The 15716-nt window shown below is 43.7% G+C and carries 12 protein-coding genes and 3 pseudogenes; 5 read left to right on the top strand and 10 right to left on the bottom strand.

All coding sequences use genetic code 11. The features are described from left to right. Window positions 1-126: pseudogene (locus FHS16_RS32575) on the top strand (IS30 family transposase); the annotation flags it as partial. On the opposite strand, the gene FHS16_RS02720 reads toward FHS16_RS32575, so the two are convergent. From FHS16_RS02720 to FHS16_RS02700, 5 genes are all read right to left on the bottom strand, one after another. After that, window positions 98-619: a GNAT family N-acetyltransferase gene (locus FHS16_RS02720; RefSeq protein ID WP_183558438.1), complete on the bottom strand. Its 522-nt coding sequence runs from the start codon at window positions 617-619 to the stop codon at window positions 98-100. The pseudogene FHS16_RS32575 and the gene FHS16_RS02720 overlap by 29 nt on opposite strands. Window positions 620-688: 69 nt before the next feature. Beyond that, entirely contained in the window at window positions 689-868 is a 180-nt protein-coding gene (locus FHS16_RS02715; RefSeq protein WP_183558436.1) for a hypothetical protein, read from the bottom strand. A 258-nt stretch (window positions 869-1126) separates the two neighbouring features. Further along, a complete protein-coding gene (locus FHS16_RS02710) occupies window positions 1127-1849 on the bottom strand; it encodes a metallophosphoesterase (RefSeq protein ID WP_183558435.1) in 723 nt (240 codons plus the stop codon). A gap of 316 nt (window positions 1850-2165) precedes the next feature. After that, window positions 2166-3086, bottom strand: coding sequence for a heme o synthase (gene cyoE, locus FHS16_RS02705; RefSeq protein WP_183558565.1), 921 nt, complete (start codon window positions 3084-3086; stop codon window positions 2166-2168). Window positions 3087-3399: 313 nt separating this feature from the next. Continuing rightward, window positions 3400-4404: an AraC family transcriptional regulator gene (locus FHS16_RS02700; RefSeq protein WP_183558433.1), complete on the bottom strand. Its 1005-nt coding sequence runs from the start codon at window positions 4402-4404 to the stop codon at window positions 3400-3402. 712 nt (window positions 4405-5116) lie between these two features. Between FHS16_RS02700 and FHS16_RS02695 the strand changes: the two genes are divergently transcribed. The 4 genes and pseudogenes from FHS16_RS02695 to FHS16_RS32385 all read left to right on the top strand — a co-directional run bounded on the left by FHS16_RS02695 (window position 5117) and on the right by FHS16_RS32385 (window position 8637). Further along, complete coding sequence (locus FHS16_RS02695) at window positions 5117-5746, top strand: TetR/AcrR family transcriptional regulator (protein ID WP_183558431.1); 630 nt, start codon at window positions 5117-5119, stop codon at window positions 5744-5746. 246 nt (window positions 5747-5992) lie between these two features. Further along, window positions 5993-6365: pseudogene (locus tag FHS16_RS02690) on the top strand (ArsR/SmtB family transcription factor). Further along, window positions 6295-6627 (top strand): annotated as a pseudogene (locus FHS16_RS02685) (SRPBCC family protein); the annotation flags it as partial. The pseudogenes FHS16_RS02690 and FHS16_RS02685, both read left to right, overlap by 71 nt. Window positions 6628-7062: 435 nt before the next feature. Continuing rightward, on the top strand, window positions 7063-8637 hold the full coding sequence (locus tag FHS16_RS32385) for an alpha-L-rhamnosidase-related protein (protein ID WP_312890757.1): 1575 nt from the start codon (window positions 7063-7065) through the stop codon (window positions 8635-8637). Window positions 8638-8703: 66 nt separating this feature from the next. Here the strand turns inward: FHS16_RS32385 and FHS16_RS02675 are convergent, their stop codons facing one another. From FHS16_RS02675 to FHS16_RS02655, 5 genes are all read right to left on the bottom strand, one after another. Further along, complete coding sequence (locus tag FHS16_RS02675) at window positions 8704-10410, bottom strand: sensor histidine kinase (protein ID WP_183558427.1); 1707 nt, start codon at window positions 10408-10410, stop codon at window positions 8704-8706. An 80-nt stretch (window positions 10411-10490) separates the two neighbouring features. Next, entirely contained in the window at window positions 10491-11372 is an 882-nt protein-coding gene (locus FHS16_RS02670) for a carbohydrate ABC transporter permease (protein ID WP_183558426.1), read from the bottom strand. A gap of 15 nt (window positions 11373-11387) precedes the next feature. Next, on the bottom strand, window positions 11388-12278 hold the full coding sequence (locus tag FHS16_RS02665) for an ABC transporter permease (RefSeq protein WP_183558423.1): 891 nt from the start codon (window positions 12276-12278) through the stop codon (window positions 11388-11390). A gap of 85 nt (window positions 12279-12363) precedes the next feature. Then, a complete protein-coding gene (locus tag FHS16_RS02660) occupies window positions 12364-14046 on the bottom strand; it encodes an extracellular solute-binding protein (protein WP_183558421.1) in 1683 nt (560 codons plus the stop codon). A 97-nt stretch (window positions 14047-14143) separates the two neighbouring features. Beyond that, complete coding sequence (locus FHS16_RS02655) at window positions 14144-15694, bottom strand: response regulator (protein ID WP_183558419.1); 1551 nt, start codon at window positions 15692-15694, stop codon at window positions 14144-14146. Window positions 15695-15716 lie beyond the last annotated feature (22 nt).

The raw sequence follows: 15716 nt of genomic DNA, 5'->3' as shown, positions 1-15716 counted from the left end.
TTCGCTACCGTTACAGATGACCAACTCGCTGATGCCATTCGTTTGATTAACAACCGTCCTCGTAAATGTCTCGGTTGGAGGTCGGCTCACGAAGCATTCATGGAAGAGGTGTCGCACTTAGCTTGACAATTCGTCCCATAATAAAATCGTCCATGACAAATCCATTTCCGATATCCGCAATTTGCTCTTGAACAATCTGGAAGCCCTTTTTCTCATATATAGCAATGGAGGATTCGTTATCACGGTTGACTGTCAGCCAAATATGGCTTAGATTTCGGTCTTTGCACAGCTGCTCTAGAAATGCCGACGCGTGGCTGGCATAGCCGCGACCCCGGTGTTCCTTGCTTATATAAAACTTGCTCAGGAAGAGCTTACCCTCCTCTTCTCTGACCGACAAATACCCGACCACGGATTCACCATTATGGATGAAATAATATTCATAGCCCTGATGGTCAATCTGATCCGTAATCGCAGAGATCGATTGATATTTGCCAATCATGTATTCAATTTGTTCCATTGTAATAATGGATACGTAATATTCGCGCCAAATGGCTGCCGCCAATTGAGCTACCACAGCGATTTCTTCCGCTATTTTCACTTGAGAAAATTTAAACTTCATGTCATGTGCCGCCTTCCCTTGATCTGTCAATTCATGCTTCTGATAGAATATCATATTTGAATAGAAGATTTAGTCGTGAATATCAATGACCGTACCATGTTCAAAATCTTCTTTAAACAAAAACTCTATTATTTTTTTAGCAGTTTCCTCTGGTGGTGTCAACATACCACCATCTTTGACCATTTTGAATATCGCTGAAGTTGGGAATGTTGCACTTTTTTCATAGCTATTTACCTCCTCAACGAACAATCAGATACCCGTACCAACTATTACATTATTATTTTCAACAAACCCTTCTGTCCATTCCATCCAACAGCAGTATCCTGTCAACTTGCTAATTGAAGTCCTAGAAAATGGGATTATTCGCAACCTTCGGATTATACAAAAAAACGCCACCTTCTACAAGGTGGCGCAACAAGATCTCCTTTTCACTTTATAACGTTCATGCTTCCACTGCTTCAAAGATCGCATAAAGGTCAATCAGTATTATCTCGTTGCCTCCAGCACTCAATCCTGGCTCTTTATACTTGCAAATGTATATTCCAATTGATCGCTAATGATTAAAGCATTCAGCTGATACCCGAATTTGATGCCGCCATCGATACCAATCAATTGTTTCCCGAACCATGGATTAAATTCTTTTGAGTGACTCAGCCTGGCAGTTACCTCATGTCCGAATACGATCTTTTTAAAGATCGGCAATATCCCATCATGTGCATGGAACTTGCCTCTAATCCAGCGAAAATCCTTTGTAGATGTATGGCGCCAATGCGATAATTCCGGATCGATACCCGCGTGTACATAGATATGGTGTTGATCTTCTGTGAAGTACTTTAAATTCCGAAGGAAATGAACATCTGCTGCATATTTCTGCTTGATATAATTTCGCGCCTTCTCATCATCTAACTCATCCACATACCAAGGACAGAACGAACGGATCGTTTGCATGCCTCCATTGCGTGCTGAGGTATATGGCGAGAGGATATAATCTCGATCATCCAGCCAATTTAAAAACATATCGTCATGGTTACCGCCAATGCAGCTTACCCCGCTTAATTGGGCCAATCCTCTTACATGCTGCACGACTCTTAGAGACGAAGGCCCGCCATCTACGTAGTCGCCAAGCAAAACAAGCCGATCATGAATAGCGTTGTATTGAATCCTATCAAGTAACGATAAAAAAGTCTGATAATAACCATGAATGTCTGAAATAACAATAGTTCTCCTCATTCTCGTGCGCTGACCTCCTGATCTGCTCGACGGTGCCTTTATCATTGTACGCATTGGCGTCTCGCCAAGTCTACCATGAAAATGAATCCATTCCCATGCGCATAATCCGCATGCTTTAACCAGATCATTATTGCTTTTAACCCAAAATGTCTACGGAACATCCTCATTCCAAGGGCAGCAGGATAGCGCTGTATCGTATCGTACCGAGGGAATGAAGCATAATGCACAAAGGAAAAGGCCGCTCCTAACGGAGCAGCCCTTGAACCTTTCAACTCTTACTTTTCACCTTATAAAGTTCGGTCACTCGAACCTTCCATTACAACAATGGAGCGCCTATGGAGTAACAAACGATCATCAACAGTATAACCGTAATATGGTTCAGTGAAAAAATGAACATTGAACGGGCCCACTTATCTTCCTGTTTCTTACGGTAGCCGTTAATGCTCAGAATCAACCAGCCCAAGCTCAGGAGCGCATTCGCCACAGCGATGTACGGATTAAAGGACCAGAACAAACCGCTGCATAAGAACAATGCAACCAAGTACACGTTCATCTGCAAGTACGTTCTGCGAATGCCCTTGGCGACCGGCAGCATCGGGATGTTAGCCGCCCGGTATTCCTCCATGCGGCGAATCGCTATCGCGTAAAAATGCGGCATCTGCCAAATGACCATTAACAGGAACAAGGCAATAGCTCCAGGATGCAACACGTCAGGCGAGATTGCGGCCCAACCGATCAGCGGGGGCATCGCGCCTGACAAGCTACCTACCTCTGTATTGTAAACTGTTCTGCGTTTCGTCCACATGGTATAAGGCACGACATAGAGGAAAAGTCCTAGAAAGCCGAAGATAGCAGACAGCGGCGAAGCCATAAACAGCGCGACAAGACCGCCGACTGCGATCCAGATCCCCATGATCAGCCCGCTCCAGACGTCAATGATACCGGATACGGTCGGCCTATTTTTCGTCCGCTTCATAACGCTGTCGATATCGCGGTCGTACAAATTATTAAAGATGCCTGCTGCTCCGATGACCAAGGACGATCCAATCAAAGCCAGCAATATGTTGCCAATCTTATCGAAGAACGGTATATGATGAACGAAAGTCGCCATACTTAGCCCTGCGATCATCGCGATGAGATTCGATTTAATAATGCCAATCTTTATCGTTTCGAAAAGCACCTTTGTGACAGAGGCCGGAAATCGTTCGATACTAATCGCATTGCTTTGGTTCGGCATGGCCATGACACTTCCTCTCAGTAATTTCACTTCTATAGGTTACCATATTGCGCCGTTTATGTGCTGCTCCTCAATCAACCCTCATCATTCTGTCAAAAATCTATGTCGCTTTCGTGAATAATCCGGTTGCGAGCCCTAGACGCATCTAGAGATTGGCTGGGCAATAAATGATATCCTTTGGACAATGGGCTATGAGCTATTAGGTTCGTTTTTAATATTCGGTTTTCTTGCTCTATTTGGACGAGTGAAACAACGATGGATTGTGTATGTGGTCTTATCCATTACGTTTATTTAAACTTATTTTGTCGCAAAGCTATCTTTTAATCCCCTCGGCTTCCATTGAATTGCGATAACGACTTGGGGTTTGGCCATAATAATCCTTGAATTTCCGGTAAAAGAAGCCTGGCGATTCATATCCGATTTCAAGTGCAATCTCATCGATGTTTTTAGTGGAATGCTTTAACAAATGAACGGCTTGCACCATGCGCTGGGTTTGAACCAAGGATAGAAAGGTTTGGCCTGTTCGTTCCTTCAACATATTTCCTAAGTAATTCGCATTAAAGCCGAAGGCTTTGGCTAAGCCTGTTAATGTACAATTCCGGAAGTTCTGTTCGATATACTGCAAAATATCAATGATGCTGCCCTGCCCGTCCGTATGGCTGAGCTCGAAATTTTTATCCGTACGATAGACCCTCATGAGCTCGGTAAAGACCAGTGGCATATAGTAGCCCACCATATCCATGGACAAATCGTCGGTTTCAAAGTATTCACACATCATATTCTTGATCAGATGATGCAATTGTTGCCGATTCTCCGAGTGAAACAGTACATAACGGTCATGGCTCTGATCCTCCGATAAAGCATGGGATAGGAAGCTGGACACGATTCCTGTTCGATTCAGTCCACCTAATAACCTTGGCAACAGGGAATCCTTTTTGATAATGATATTAATAAGGATATCGTTTTCACCAAGCGGATAAATACGGTGAAGGACATCCTTATCCAGCATGCAAACCTGACCTTGGTTGATATGAACCAGATTTCCATTGATCTCCTGCTTGCATTCTCCGGAATACATATAATTCAACTCGATAAAGGAATGGTTATGCAGCGGCATCGGAGCATAGCGGTGATGCTTGCTGATGAAGATCGACCCTTGATCAAAAAAATAATTTTCCTGCATGCGGAAAACAGTGCCATCCTTTTCCGCTCTCCTTTCATTTCCATCAAATTCATTGACGTTGGAACGCGTAATGATCTGAATTTTCTCTATCGAATCAAGCTGTCGCAAATAGTGATCCAGTTGCAGATGATCCATGGCCTTTCGCCTCCCTATTTCTTTTTTTAGGTCACCCACTATGATCTCCTTCTGATCGATATTCCATTGGACTGACACCTACGATATCCTCAAATACCCGATTAATTCTTTATTATCTATTTTAGCGGATTTGCGTGATTTGATATACTCGTTGACGAGCATAATAAGACCTTCCACATCGTGGGAGCAATCTCGAAAAAACGCGAAATTATACATGTTCCTGCTCTTATATTGGCGGTTATGCTTGTAAAATATAAACCGACGATTGCTTGTCAAAAAATTTTTCGTGTAGGCTCTGCTGAAAAAATCCTCGATTCGCATATCTGTATGGAGAAAATAAAGTATTAGACTGGGGTTTTTGAATTAGCGTGGTTTTTGAATCGAAGAATCGTCAGCTTTACGAAATAGGTTTTAGACTGAGGCATTAATATAAAGCAGCGGCAGCTAAAGACAAGAAAATAAAGTCTGAACTGCACCCCGTCAAGTAGACAGTACAAATAATAGAAATCATTTAAGCGACCTTAGTCCTAAATTCCATCGGACTACGGCCGTTTAATTTTGCTTGCAGTGTCCGTTCCTTGTGCGTGTTCAGCGCACCGCCGGGGATCGAGGAGCAGCTGCGCCGGCGGAATTTGGATCTGCAGCTTGCGGCATATTCATCTAAATGGTTTTATTGCTTGATTCTTTTGTACGATTGTACTAAAATTTATCCATGAGTAAAGAAAATAAACCGACCAACCAAAGAGAAATGTCGTTCATCGAAAAAGCCCGTAGAGCTCAAATTGTGGAATGTGCGATTGAAACAATCGCAGAAGTAGGTTACGGCCAAGCCTCTTTAGGACAAATTGCAAAACGCGCAAAAATCAGTAAGGGGGTTATCTCTTATCACTTTGCAAATAAAGAGGAATTATTGGAGCAAATAACTATCGGATACTATATAGCATGGCAATCATACATTGCTCCACGATTAGAAGCCCAAAAATCTCCTGAGGAGATGCTTCGAGTGTATATAGAGTCCAATCTTTCATTTGTATCTGAAAATCGGCTGCATGTTTACGCTGTTATAGAATTGGTTTCTAAAACGATAACTGCTGATGGTAAACTTCAATTTGCAGCAGAACACGATGAAGCTATTTTACTTCCAATTGAAAATATTCTCATCCTAGGGATGCAAGAAGGAGTCTTCAGGGAATTTACCAAATCATCGGCAAGGGTGATGGCGTTAACAATAAGAAATGCCATTGACGGATTCACCATGGAATTAATGAGAAAGCCACACTTAGATGTTCAGGAGTATACGAGAGAACTGGTTAAAATCTTCGATATATCAACTAAGAAGTGATATGTCACTATGGAGGTGCTAATGTTTTACTATGATGTACTTTGCTATAATTGCAAAAAAACATTCAGGGTATACGAAGGTTCACTAAAATATAAACAAGCTAAGGAAAGAAAGGTTAAGTTTTTTTGTTGCGATGATTGTGCTGAAAAAATACGCTTTGAAGCAATCTTGAATTTTATGCGCGGGATTAATCGTTTTTAATTTTTTGGTTTTTGCACTAAAAAGCCGCGGCGGTGATGGCACCGAATGTCAGATAGCACAACGACGTTTAGCGCTCTGGCAGATCCGAACCGATTACGCATCGTAGATTTACTCGCGGGCGGCCCCTATCCGTGGGCGAGATCGCGGAAAGTCTGCAACTAAGGCAGCCCCAAGCGTCCAAACATTTGCGCGTCCTATTGGAAGCCGACCTGGTGGAAGTCGAAGCGGAAGCAAATCAGCGGAACTACAAGCTTCGATTGAGCCTTTGAAAGAACTTGATGAATGGTTGGAGCGTTACCGACGAATCTGGTACGAGCGTCACGACAACTTAGAACGATATTTGCAGCATCTGGCATTTCTCCATGAAGTGCGAAGACAAAGCGCAAGGCGATTTCTACGGCATGGAGTCTTGGGGTAAAGCCATCTACAAGGCAATTGCAACGAACGAGCAGATCGAATACACCGACTACTTCTCCGATAGCGAAGGCAATGTTTCAGCAGATATGCCTTCAACGGATGTCATCCTTCAGTTCGTGGAATTCGAAGGTAAAACAAAACTAATCAACCAAGCGACTTACGCATCCGCCGAAGCACTGCAACAGGTGCTGGACATGGGGATGGAGGAAGGCATCACGGAAACCTGGGATCGTCTGGAAGGGCACCTGCAGAACGCTCAATAAATACAATAGTCGCTGCACAACACAACAAACCGTCCTATCGGCAATGCCGAAGGGCGGTTCTTCTTTTATTTAACGTCGAATCAGGTTATCTCTATAGAAGTACATTAGCGTAAACTCCCGTTAGCTTAAGGGGGCGTCGCCAGTCTAATACTTTATTATCTCAGTCTACAACTTTATTTTTCGAGTCTAATACTTTATTTTTCAGTTCAACACTTTATTTTCTTTAAAAAATATCCGCTTTAATGATTCCCAAGTAGCGGTTCGAAGGATAATTGCTGGTTTACAAGCTCTCTCGGCAATTGGTATTTAGCTAGGGAGAAGAAAATAAGCGACAGCTGTAAAACGAATAGTTATTTCTGTACTGACATCATTGCTGAATGCGCAAGAAAGCTTTTAAATAAATAGTGAGACTATTGTCCGAGAGGGGAAGTATACGTGGCGAACATTCAAGTAATTAAGGAACATACGATTATTAGAAACGAAGCTTTTATTGCAAAAGCAGAACAGCTAAAACCGGATCTCATCAGTACGGAAGCCCATCCGGTTCATCTTATAGATGTCATATCCGATCCCTCTGTCGTACATGGATGGAGAGCGAACGTCTTGGAGCCTGCAGAAGAGCTCCGCCATAAGAGCTTCGGAAAAGGTGATCAATTCATTCTGGACTATGGAACGCATCTTGTCGGGTATTTGGATGAAATCCATATCCGTCCAGTCGGCAGCCCGCCGGATGCGCCTCTTCATCTCAAGATCACCTTCGGCGAGATGCCAATAGAGATGGCTGAGCCCTTCAGTTCTTATGAGGGCTGGATCAGCAGCTCCTGGCTCCAAGAAGCCGTATTCCACGTGGATATACTGCCAGGAGTGATCACCCTGCCCCGTCGTTACAGTTTTCGTTATGTGAAGTTTGAAGTGATCGCTGCTTCCCAGAAATACCGTGTTTCCTTTGACAAAATTGTATGCCGCACGGTTACTTCCGCCGATATCAGCAAGGTCATGCCGCTAATGCACGCGGACGAGCTTATTCAGAAAATGGATGAGGTCAGTATCAAAACCTTGCAGGATTGCATGCAGCTCGTATTCGAGGATGGTCCCAAGCGGGACCGCAGGTTGTGGCTGGGGGATCTTCGGCTTCAAGCATTGGCGAACTATGAAACCTTCAAAAATTACGATTTAGTGAAACGAAACCTATATTTATTTGCCGGCGTCCCTAATGACAAAGGACAAATTACAGCCAACGTATTTACGTTTTCGGATCTGATCGCGGATGACACGTACCTTCTCGACTATTCGATTTTCTTTGTCACCACCTTATACGACTATTATATGGTCTCGCAGGACCTGGAAACTTTGACTGAGCTATGGCCTTTAGCGCTCAAACAAATCGAGATCGCCTTTGATTATTTGGATGAACGGCGTCTCATTCAAGATTCGAATTCATGGTATTCCTTCATCGATTGGAATCAGGATTTGAACAAACAAGCGCCAACGCAAGGCGTGTTGATCTATGCTCTTCGAATCGCCATCCGCATAGCCGAAATTGTAGACCGTAATACCGTCGAAACGTTGAAGCAACAGCTCGATCTACTCGTAGAATCGGCTAAAGCACATTTATGGGATGAAGCGGCAGGCTTCTTCGTAAGCGGCGTGGACCGTCAAGTCTCTTGGGCCAGCCAAATCTGGATGGTTCTCGCGGAGGTTTGGGAGCCTCACAAAAACAAGGAGCTGCTTACCCGCTTATTGGATGTAAACCCGGTTGTCGGAGTAACGACTCCTTACCTGTACCACCATTTGGTGGAAGCGCTTATTCTTGTGGGTGAAAAAGAGGTAGCCATCAATCAAATGAAAGCCTACTGGGGTGAAATGATTGCGGACGGGGCGGATACTTTCTGGGAGCTGTACGATCCCGCCAATAAATCCTTCTCTCCTTATGGCGATCCTATGATCAATAGCTATTGCCATGCTTGGAGCTGCACGCCGACTTACTTAATCCGGAAGTACAACTTGTAGGTAATAAAAGCATTTGGGGTCGATTTCTCTAGTCCTTTGATAAAGGGAAGAGGAATCGACCCCTGCTTATTTGGAATCATCCTGCAAGCGACTAGATATCCTCACAGTCACCTCTGTTCCTACACCGAGCACGCTTTGAATGGCGATGCCGTATTCATTGCCATATTGCACTCTTATTCGCTCTTGCACATTGTAGATGCCATAACCCTTGGATTGCTTAACCAGGATGTCTTCGGACAATTTCTTATCCATCCCTGGACCGTTGTCATGTACCGTGAATACAATGGCTTCGCCATCCAACCTGCCGCTAATTCTCAGCTCGCCTTTTCCTGATCGCTTCTGATCGATACCGTGTTCAATCGCATTTTCTACGATAGGCTGAAGCACCAGCTTGATCATCCGATAATCGAGAATTTCGTCCTCCAATTCGTAAATCACGTCAAAATCATGGTCATGCATAATTAGCTGCATCTCGAGATAGGACGTCGTATTTAGAAGCTCGTCTCTCACAGACATCGTATCATTGCCGCTATTTAACGTCGTTCGATAGAAGGTAGCCAACGTCCCTGCTACGTTGCTGATGTCGGTTGCCTTGATTTCTATCGCTTTCCAATTAATGATGGACAAGGAGTTGTAAAGAAAATGCGGGTTGATTTGCGATTGAAGGGCTCGCAGCTCCGCCTCCCGTTGAATAATTTTGCTTTTATACCCTTCCTCGATCAATAAATTGATACTGGTCAGCATTTTCACGAATCGAAGTTCGAGCTCCCCGATTTCATCTTGGGAATGAACCTTCAGGCTGATCGTGAATATGCCTTCTTCGACCATTCTCATCTTCGTATTTAAACGATGAATCCTTCGAACGAACACTCGCGTAAATAACCAAATCATTCCTAATAAAATAACGAAGCAAGCGGCTTCAATGATAATTGTAGCCCGTATAATTTTCCAAGGTTTTATCGTCAACGCCTCCGAGGAAGCGATGAGCGAGATGGTCCAGCCTGATTCTTTCATTGTTCTATTGAGCCATATATATTGAGAATTCTCGGTATTCGGCTTTTGCTTGGATTGTTGGAGCAATTGACGCACTGCAGCCAATTGGGCTTGCGAATCATCGCTCGCATAAACAATATTCATCTGCGGATCCGTAATGACGACCGTGGATCCATTCAATTCCGATGGTTTCAAGGAATTAAAGAAAAACTCAGGTATCAGTTCCATATAAATCAAATTTTTCTTATCGTAATTAATATCCCCGAATATTCGCCTAACGCCGAAAATTTTCCCTTCTTCCGCATACCAATGCGTATCCGCCGAGTTCAACGATTCTTTGTACCAAAATTCATGTTCTACCTTCGAAATCGGCATGATCGAATTCATTCGTTCCGTTAGGTTATTCTCCGTATAAATCGTAATCCGCGCAATATCGCTATTCAAGAAAAGCGCCGTATTAAGCAAAGGATCCACAGTATCTTGCAAATCGATATACATGTCATAATAACTCTTATATTCCTCATTGAAAATATGGGAGAAATTCGGGTTGTAGCTGATCAATTCAATCGCCGCGTTAAACCGCTGCAGTTTATAGGTAAGACTGTCCTCCATCTTCTTCAAGCTGTCTTGAAGAACGATGTTCGATTGTTGAACCTGGAGCTGTTTGGATTGCTGATAGGAATAAATGCCCAAAATCATAAGCGGTATCATAATAACGGCTATATAGGATATAAACAGCTTATGCTTTATTTTCCATTTATTTTTAAAGTTTATTTTCATTGTAGGTCCGCCTTCTTTCCTTCCATATAGACTTATTATAGCAAGACTGATCTATATGGACAGGAAGCTAGAAGCAGGTGTTATTCTTTGACAGCGCCAAGTACGATTCCGCTGACGAAATATTTCTGCAAGAACGGATAAATGAGCATGATCGGAACCATGGACACCATGACCTTAGCTGCATTGAGCAGTTGACTTGACATATTCGACAAGCGCTTGATTTCTTCGGGATCTGTCGTATTCATGATCGAATTGACGCTGATGATCAATTGTTGAATGTAAGTTTGCAAAGGCCAATTTTCTTTATGCTGCATGAGAATCATACCATCGAAGAAGGAGTTCCAATGCCCTACGATGGAAAACAAAGTAACCGTAGCAAGCGCAGGTGTAGAAACGGGAACGAAGATGAGAATTAGCGTCTTCCAAGGACCGGCACCGTCGATATTGGCCGCATCCTCGAGCTCCTTAGGGATTCCTTTGAAGAAATTCATCAGCAGAATGACGTTGAACACGGGAACGGCAGTCGGCAGCACGAGTGCCCATATCGTATCGAGCATTCCGAACGTATAGATTGTCATGTACCACGGAATCAAGCCGCCGCTGAATAGCATGCAGAAGACGATAAACCACATATAAATATTGCGTCCAGGGAAAAACTTCCCGCTTTTGGATAAAGGATAAGCCATCAATATCGTAATGACAAAATTGATTGCTCCTCCAAGCAGTACTCTCTTGATCGAAACGCCGAATGAAACGAAAAAGCCTCGATCGCTAATGACGGATTTATAAGCATTCAAATTAAAATCCACCGGCCAAAAATATACCTCGCCAGACATCGCCGCTATTTTTCCGCTGAAGGAGATAGCAAGGGTATTCAGGACCGGAGCCATTGAAAGAAAGGCAATAAAAGCCAGGAATACATAGATCATCATATCAACGGCACGACTATTTCCTTTAACCATAGATCATCACTCCTGTCAGAAAATACGATAGTTGGCAAATCGGGCTGCAAGGACGTACGAAATCGTAATCAGCAAAAAACTAACCAAAGACTTGAGCAGTCCGACTGCTGTTGCCAGCCCATATTGAATTTCGAGCAAGCCGGCACGGTAAACATAAGTATCAATAATATCGCCAGTTTGATAAACGATAGGATTGTATAGATTGAGAATTTGCTCAAAACCCGCATTAAGCACATTACCTAAGGCCAGCGTAGCCAGAAGAATAATCGTTGTCATCAAACTAGGGACCGTAATATGGCGAAGTCTTTGAAACCGGGTAGCGCCATCGATGGCTGCCGCTTCATAAAGGTTCGTGTTAATCGATGTAAGTGCCGCGATGTATATGATCGTACTGAATCCAAATTCCTTCCACACGTCACTGGAGACGATAATGGCGCGAAACCAGCTGTTGCTTTGCAAGAACATGATAGGGTCGCCACCGAACCATTTAATCATCTGATTAATTAATCCGTCCAGGCTTAATAGATTGACAAGAACACCCGATAGAATAACCCATGACATGAAATGGGGCAAATAGACGATCGTCTGAATCGTCCGTTTGAATTTTACGTGATAAACCTCATGAAGCAGCAACGCAAATACAAAAGGAACGATAAGGCCTGCGGCTATTTTCATCAACGCGATCGTCAGCGTATTCACAAAAATGAGCTTACTGTCAGGCAAGCTGAACATATACGAAAAATTATCCCATCCTACCCATTCCGAATGAAAGATTCCAAGAGTAGGCTGAAAATCTTGAAAAGCGATAGCGATTCCAAACATTGGAATAACGCTGAATGCAATCAGCAATAAAATTCCCGGCAGCAGCATGACATGGTAATTCCATACAAAAGATCGACTTCTCATAGCATCTCCACCTAATCATGGTATTAGTAAGAGGGGCATTCTTGCTTAGCAAGCTGCCCCTCACTCAACGATTGTGATTACGGCATTATTTGCCTGCGACAGCGTCTGCAATTTCTTTGGTTATTTCGTCGCCGCCAATATTTTTCCACGTGGAAACGAATTTATCGAATTCATCCATTGGTGCAGTTCCCGTAATGATTTTTAAGAAAGTTTCATTCTCGAGTTTTTCCAGGTTTGCGCCTTTTTTAAGCATAGTAGCCGTTTTACCATAAAAGATCGGATCGATTTTTTTGATTTCTTTGGCGCCCGTCACAGCAGCACCCGTATAGAAAGCAAGCGAATCCGCGTATGCGGGAAGATCCTTTTTCGGGTCTTTATTGTTTTTCAGTACGGAATTTACCCGTGGAATAATACGGGCAGGCAATCCAGCAGAAGTATTGTCTTTAATCGCCTGGTCAAAAACCGGAATGTCCCGGGCAAGCGAATCCTGGTAATCAAGCTGCAGGTTCAGCGGGTAATTCTGCCAGCCTACGCCTAGATCTTTATAAAGCTCTTGCGAAGCCGGATCGATAAGACGGATGCCTTCGTATTCCACGTTCAGCATTTTGATAACCGCTTCCGGATTTTCGGCTTTTTTGTTCACCACCAGGAACATGCCCGATGGAACCGATGGTACGATGTTGCGATTTCCCTCTCCATCCAGAGGCACGGCCAGCGGAATCCAATCCGCGTTCGGATTCGTCTTCACCGCATCGGATAATGCCCAGCCCGCGAACCATGGCGCGAATAGAATGCCCGCTCTGCCGCTGGATACGAGACCTGCGTTGTCTTCCCACTTACGGGTGAGAAACTCTTTGTCGATAAGGTCTGCCGCATACAGATCGCGCAGAACTTTAAGCGCTTCTTTGGTCTCCGGGGTAGTGGAGCCGTAGACGATGTTGCCGCTGCTGTCCTTGAACCAGTTCTTCGGATAGGAATGATTTACGTTGAATACAGGATCGAAGGTAAAGAATCCGCCGTCGGTAACGACTGATTTTTCTCCAAGCAAGCCCACTGTATCTGCCTTATTGTTGCCATCTGGATCTTGCTCCTTAAAAGCTTTCACAATGGCGGTTACTTCTTCCATCGATTTCGGTGGCGTAAGCTTCAGCTTATCCAGCCAATCTTTACGAATCCAGAGCAGCTGGTAGCTGCCATCGATATTCGTATTCGGCAGAGCTAGAAGCTTGCCGTCAATTCTTCCCGTATTAAGCACTCTATCGTCAGTATAAGAACTGTAATATTCCTTAATTAATGGCGAGGCATATTGATCGTACACATCTGTGAGGTCAGCCAGCATCTTCGCTTGCGCCATACGCTTGAATTGCTGCTCGTCAACAACCATGACATCCGGCGTATTGTTGCTGGCGATAGCCAATGTCACTTTTTGATTATAAGCATCCAGATCTTCCACCGAGAAATCATACTTGACCTTTACGTTTAACCGGTCTTCAACGTATTTCAGAAATTGATTGCTTTCCAGCGTATCGCCTGATGGCAAGTTATTGCCGGAAACACCTTGTCTTCCAAGCGTGATGGTAACGGTTTCATTGTATTTCCCGAAAGGTTTGTCTGCTTCCGGCTCTGTATTTGTTTCTGTCTGCTGCGGCGTTTTGTTTCCTGCGTTTGTAGAATTTGAAGCATTGCCGTTATCGCCGCCGCTGCTGCATGCCGTTAACCCAAATACGGTAACCGCACAAAGTAAAGCAAGTATTCTCTTTGTCTTCATGACCATCCTCCATTAATTCGTTCTATCTTGCTCCTCTATCATAGCAACAGCCCCTAGGTGACTGATATCTCACATATTTGTGATATAGATCGATTTTTTACGAAGATGATTCCCGAAATTTGGCTGGAGTGACCCCATAGTAGTTCCGAAAGGTTTGAATAAAATAAGTAGAGCTTCTATAGCCCAGCAACGTATACATATCGACGATTTTCATATTCGATTCGGTCAGCAGCAAAGCCGCCTTCTCCATCCTGACTTGCGTGATGTACCGAATCAGGCTTTGGCCCGTTTCCTTCTTGAACAGATAGCTCAAATAGCTTGGCGTCAAATACACCCGCTCTGCAATGCCTTCCAACGAGAGATCTTCACCGTATTCCTTTTCAATCAATTCCCTTATCGTCCGAATTAGCTTAAGGTTGGAATCATCTTTCGCCTTCATTTCCGTGCTTATTTCAATTTTATCGAAAATCGCAAACATAAAATCTTTCAAATCATGCAAAGAAACCGTTCTATAAATACTATCCAAATATACATTCATCTCGGTAAATTCAAGTTTGTTATCCCTGGTTACTGCTTTCTTCATGATTTCCGAGCATATAAATTTGGTGTATAGCGAGGAAAATTGACCTTTCGTCTTAAGGTAAGAGAAGAGCAGCTCCAAGCTGTATTTTGCCACTTCAATATCGTTGTACTCCAGACACTGGTAAACCTTCTCCAGTATTTGATTCAGCTCGATGTCATTGAAATTGGCTTGGGCAAATTGCTCGTCGGAGAACAGGATCGCTTGATCCTCCATAAAAAATCTAAATTCGAGCATCCGCTCCATTTCAGTGTACAAATCATGGACCTGATCCAGCCTGTCAACCGCTTTCCCCACGACAAGGCCCAGATTCTCACTCATGGCCTCCCTGGTCTTCTGTATGATCGATTCTCCAAGCTCTCTTAGTGTTTCTTTGTCGATAGGCTGGTGATGGTTGATGAATAAAACGCTTTGATTCTCATCCATGTTCACGTAATCGAATTCATAGCTGATCGTCTCTTTTAACAGCGCCGTAAAGGAATCATGGTGAATATCAAAAAACTTCCTGCCGCAATCGGCAATAATCAAATGGATCCATGTGTGGTCAGATTGATCAAATGATCGGTCAAGTGTACGTGAATTCACGGCATTCGGCTTGCCGTTCAAGGCATCCAGCAGCATTTTTTCCTTTTCGTAAAGCAGTCCCCGATTATACCCTTCCAGCAATTGATCCGTGCGCATGTTTTGCGCTGCTAGCTCGTCGCAGGTTTCAATCGTTTGCTTCAAAACGGCGAGAAATTCTGTAACTTGAATCGGTTTGAGCAAATAATTGGAAATATTCGTGCGCAGCGCTCTTCTTGCATATTCGAACTCGTTAAAAGCGCTATAAATAATGATTTCAATATTCGGATTCAGCTTGCTTACATGCTCCGCCAGCTCCAGCCCATCCATAAAAGGCATTTTGATATCCGTAATCAGAATATCAATCGGTTGATTTTTAATGATTTCCAGCGCAACCTCGCCGTTCTCGGCTAGTATTGTCTCGAGATCCAGCTTATGGGTCTTTATTAACTGCAGGATACCTTGTCTTTCGATCCGCTCGTCATCAACAATCAGAATTCGGTACACCGTTGCTTTTCCTCCTGGATAA

It is taken from the genome of Paenibacillus endophyticus, assembly GCF_014192395.1.
GTDB classification, from domain to species: Bacteria; Bacillota; Bacilli; order Paenibacillales; family Paenibacillaceae; genus Pristimantibacillus; species Pristimantibacillus endophyticus.
Note: the sequence above shows the minus strand (reverse complement) of the source record. Positions and strands in the feature narration are given on the sequence as shown.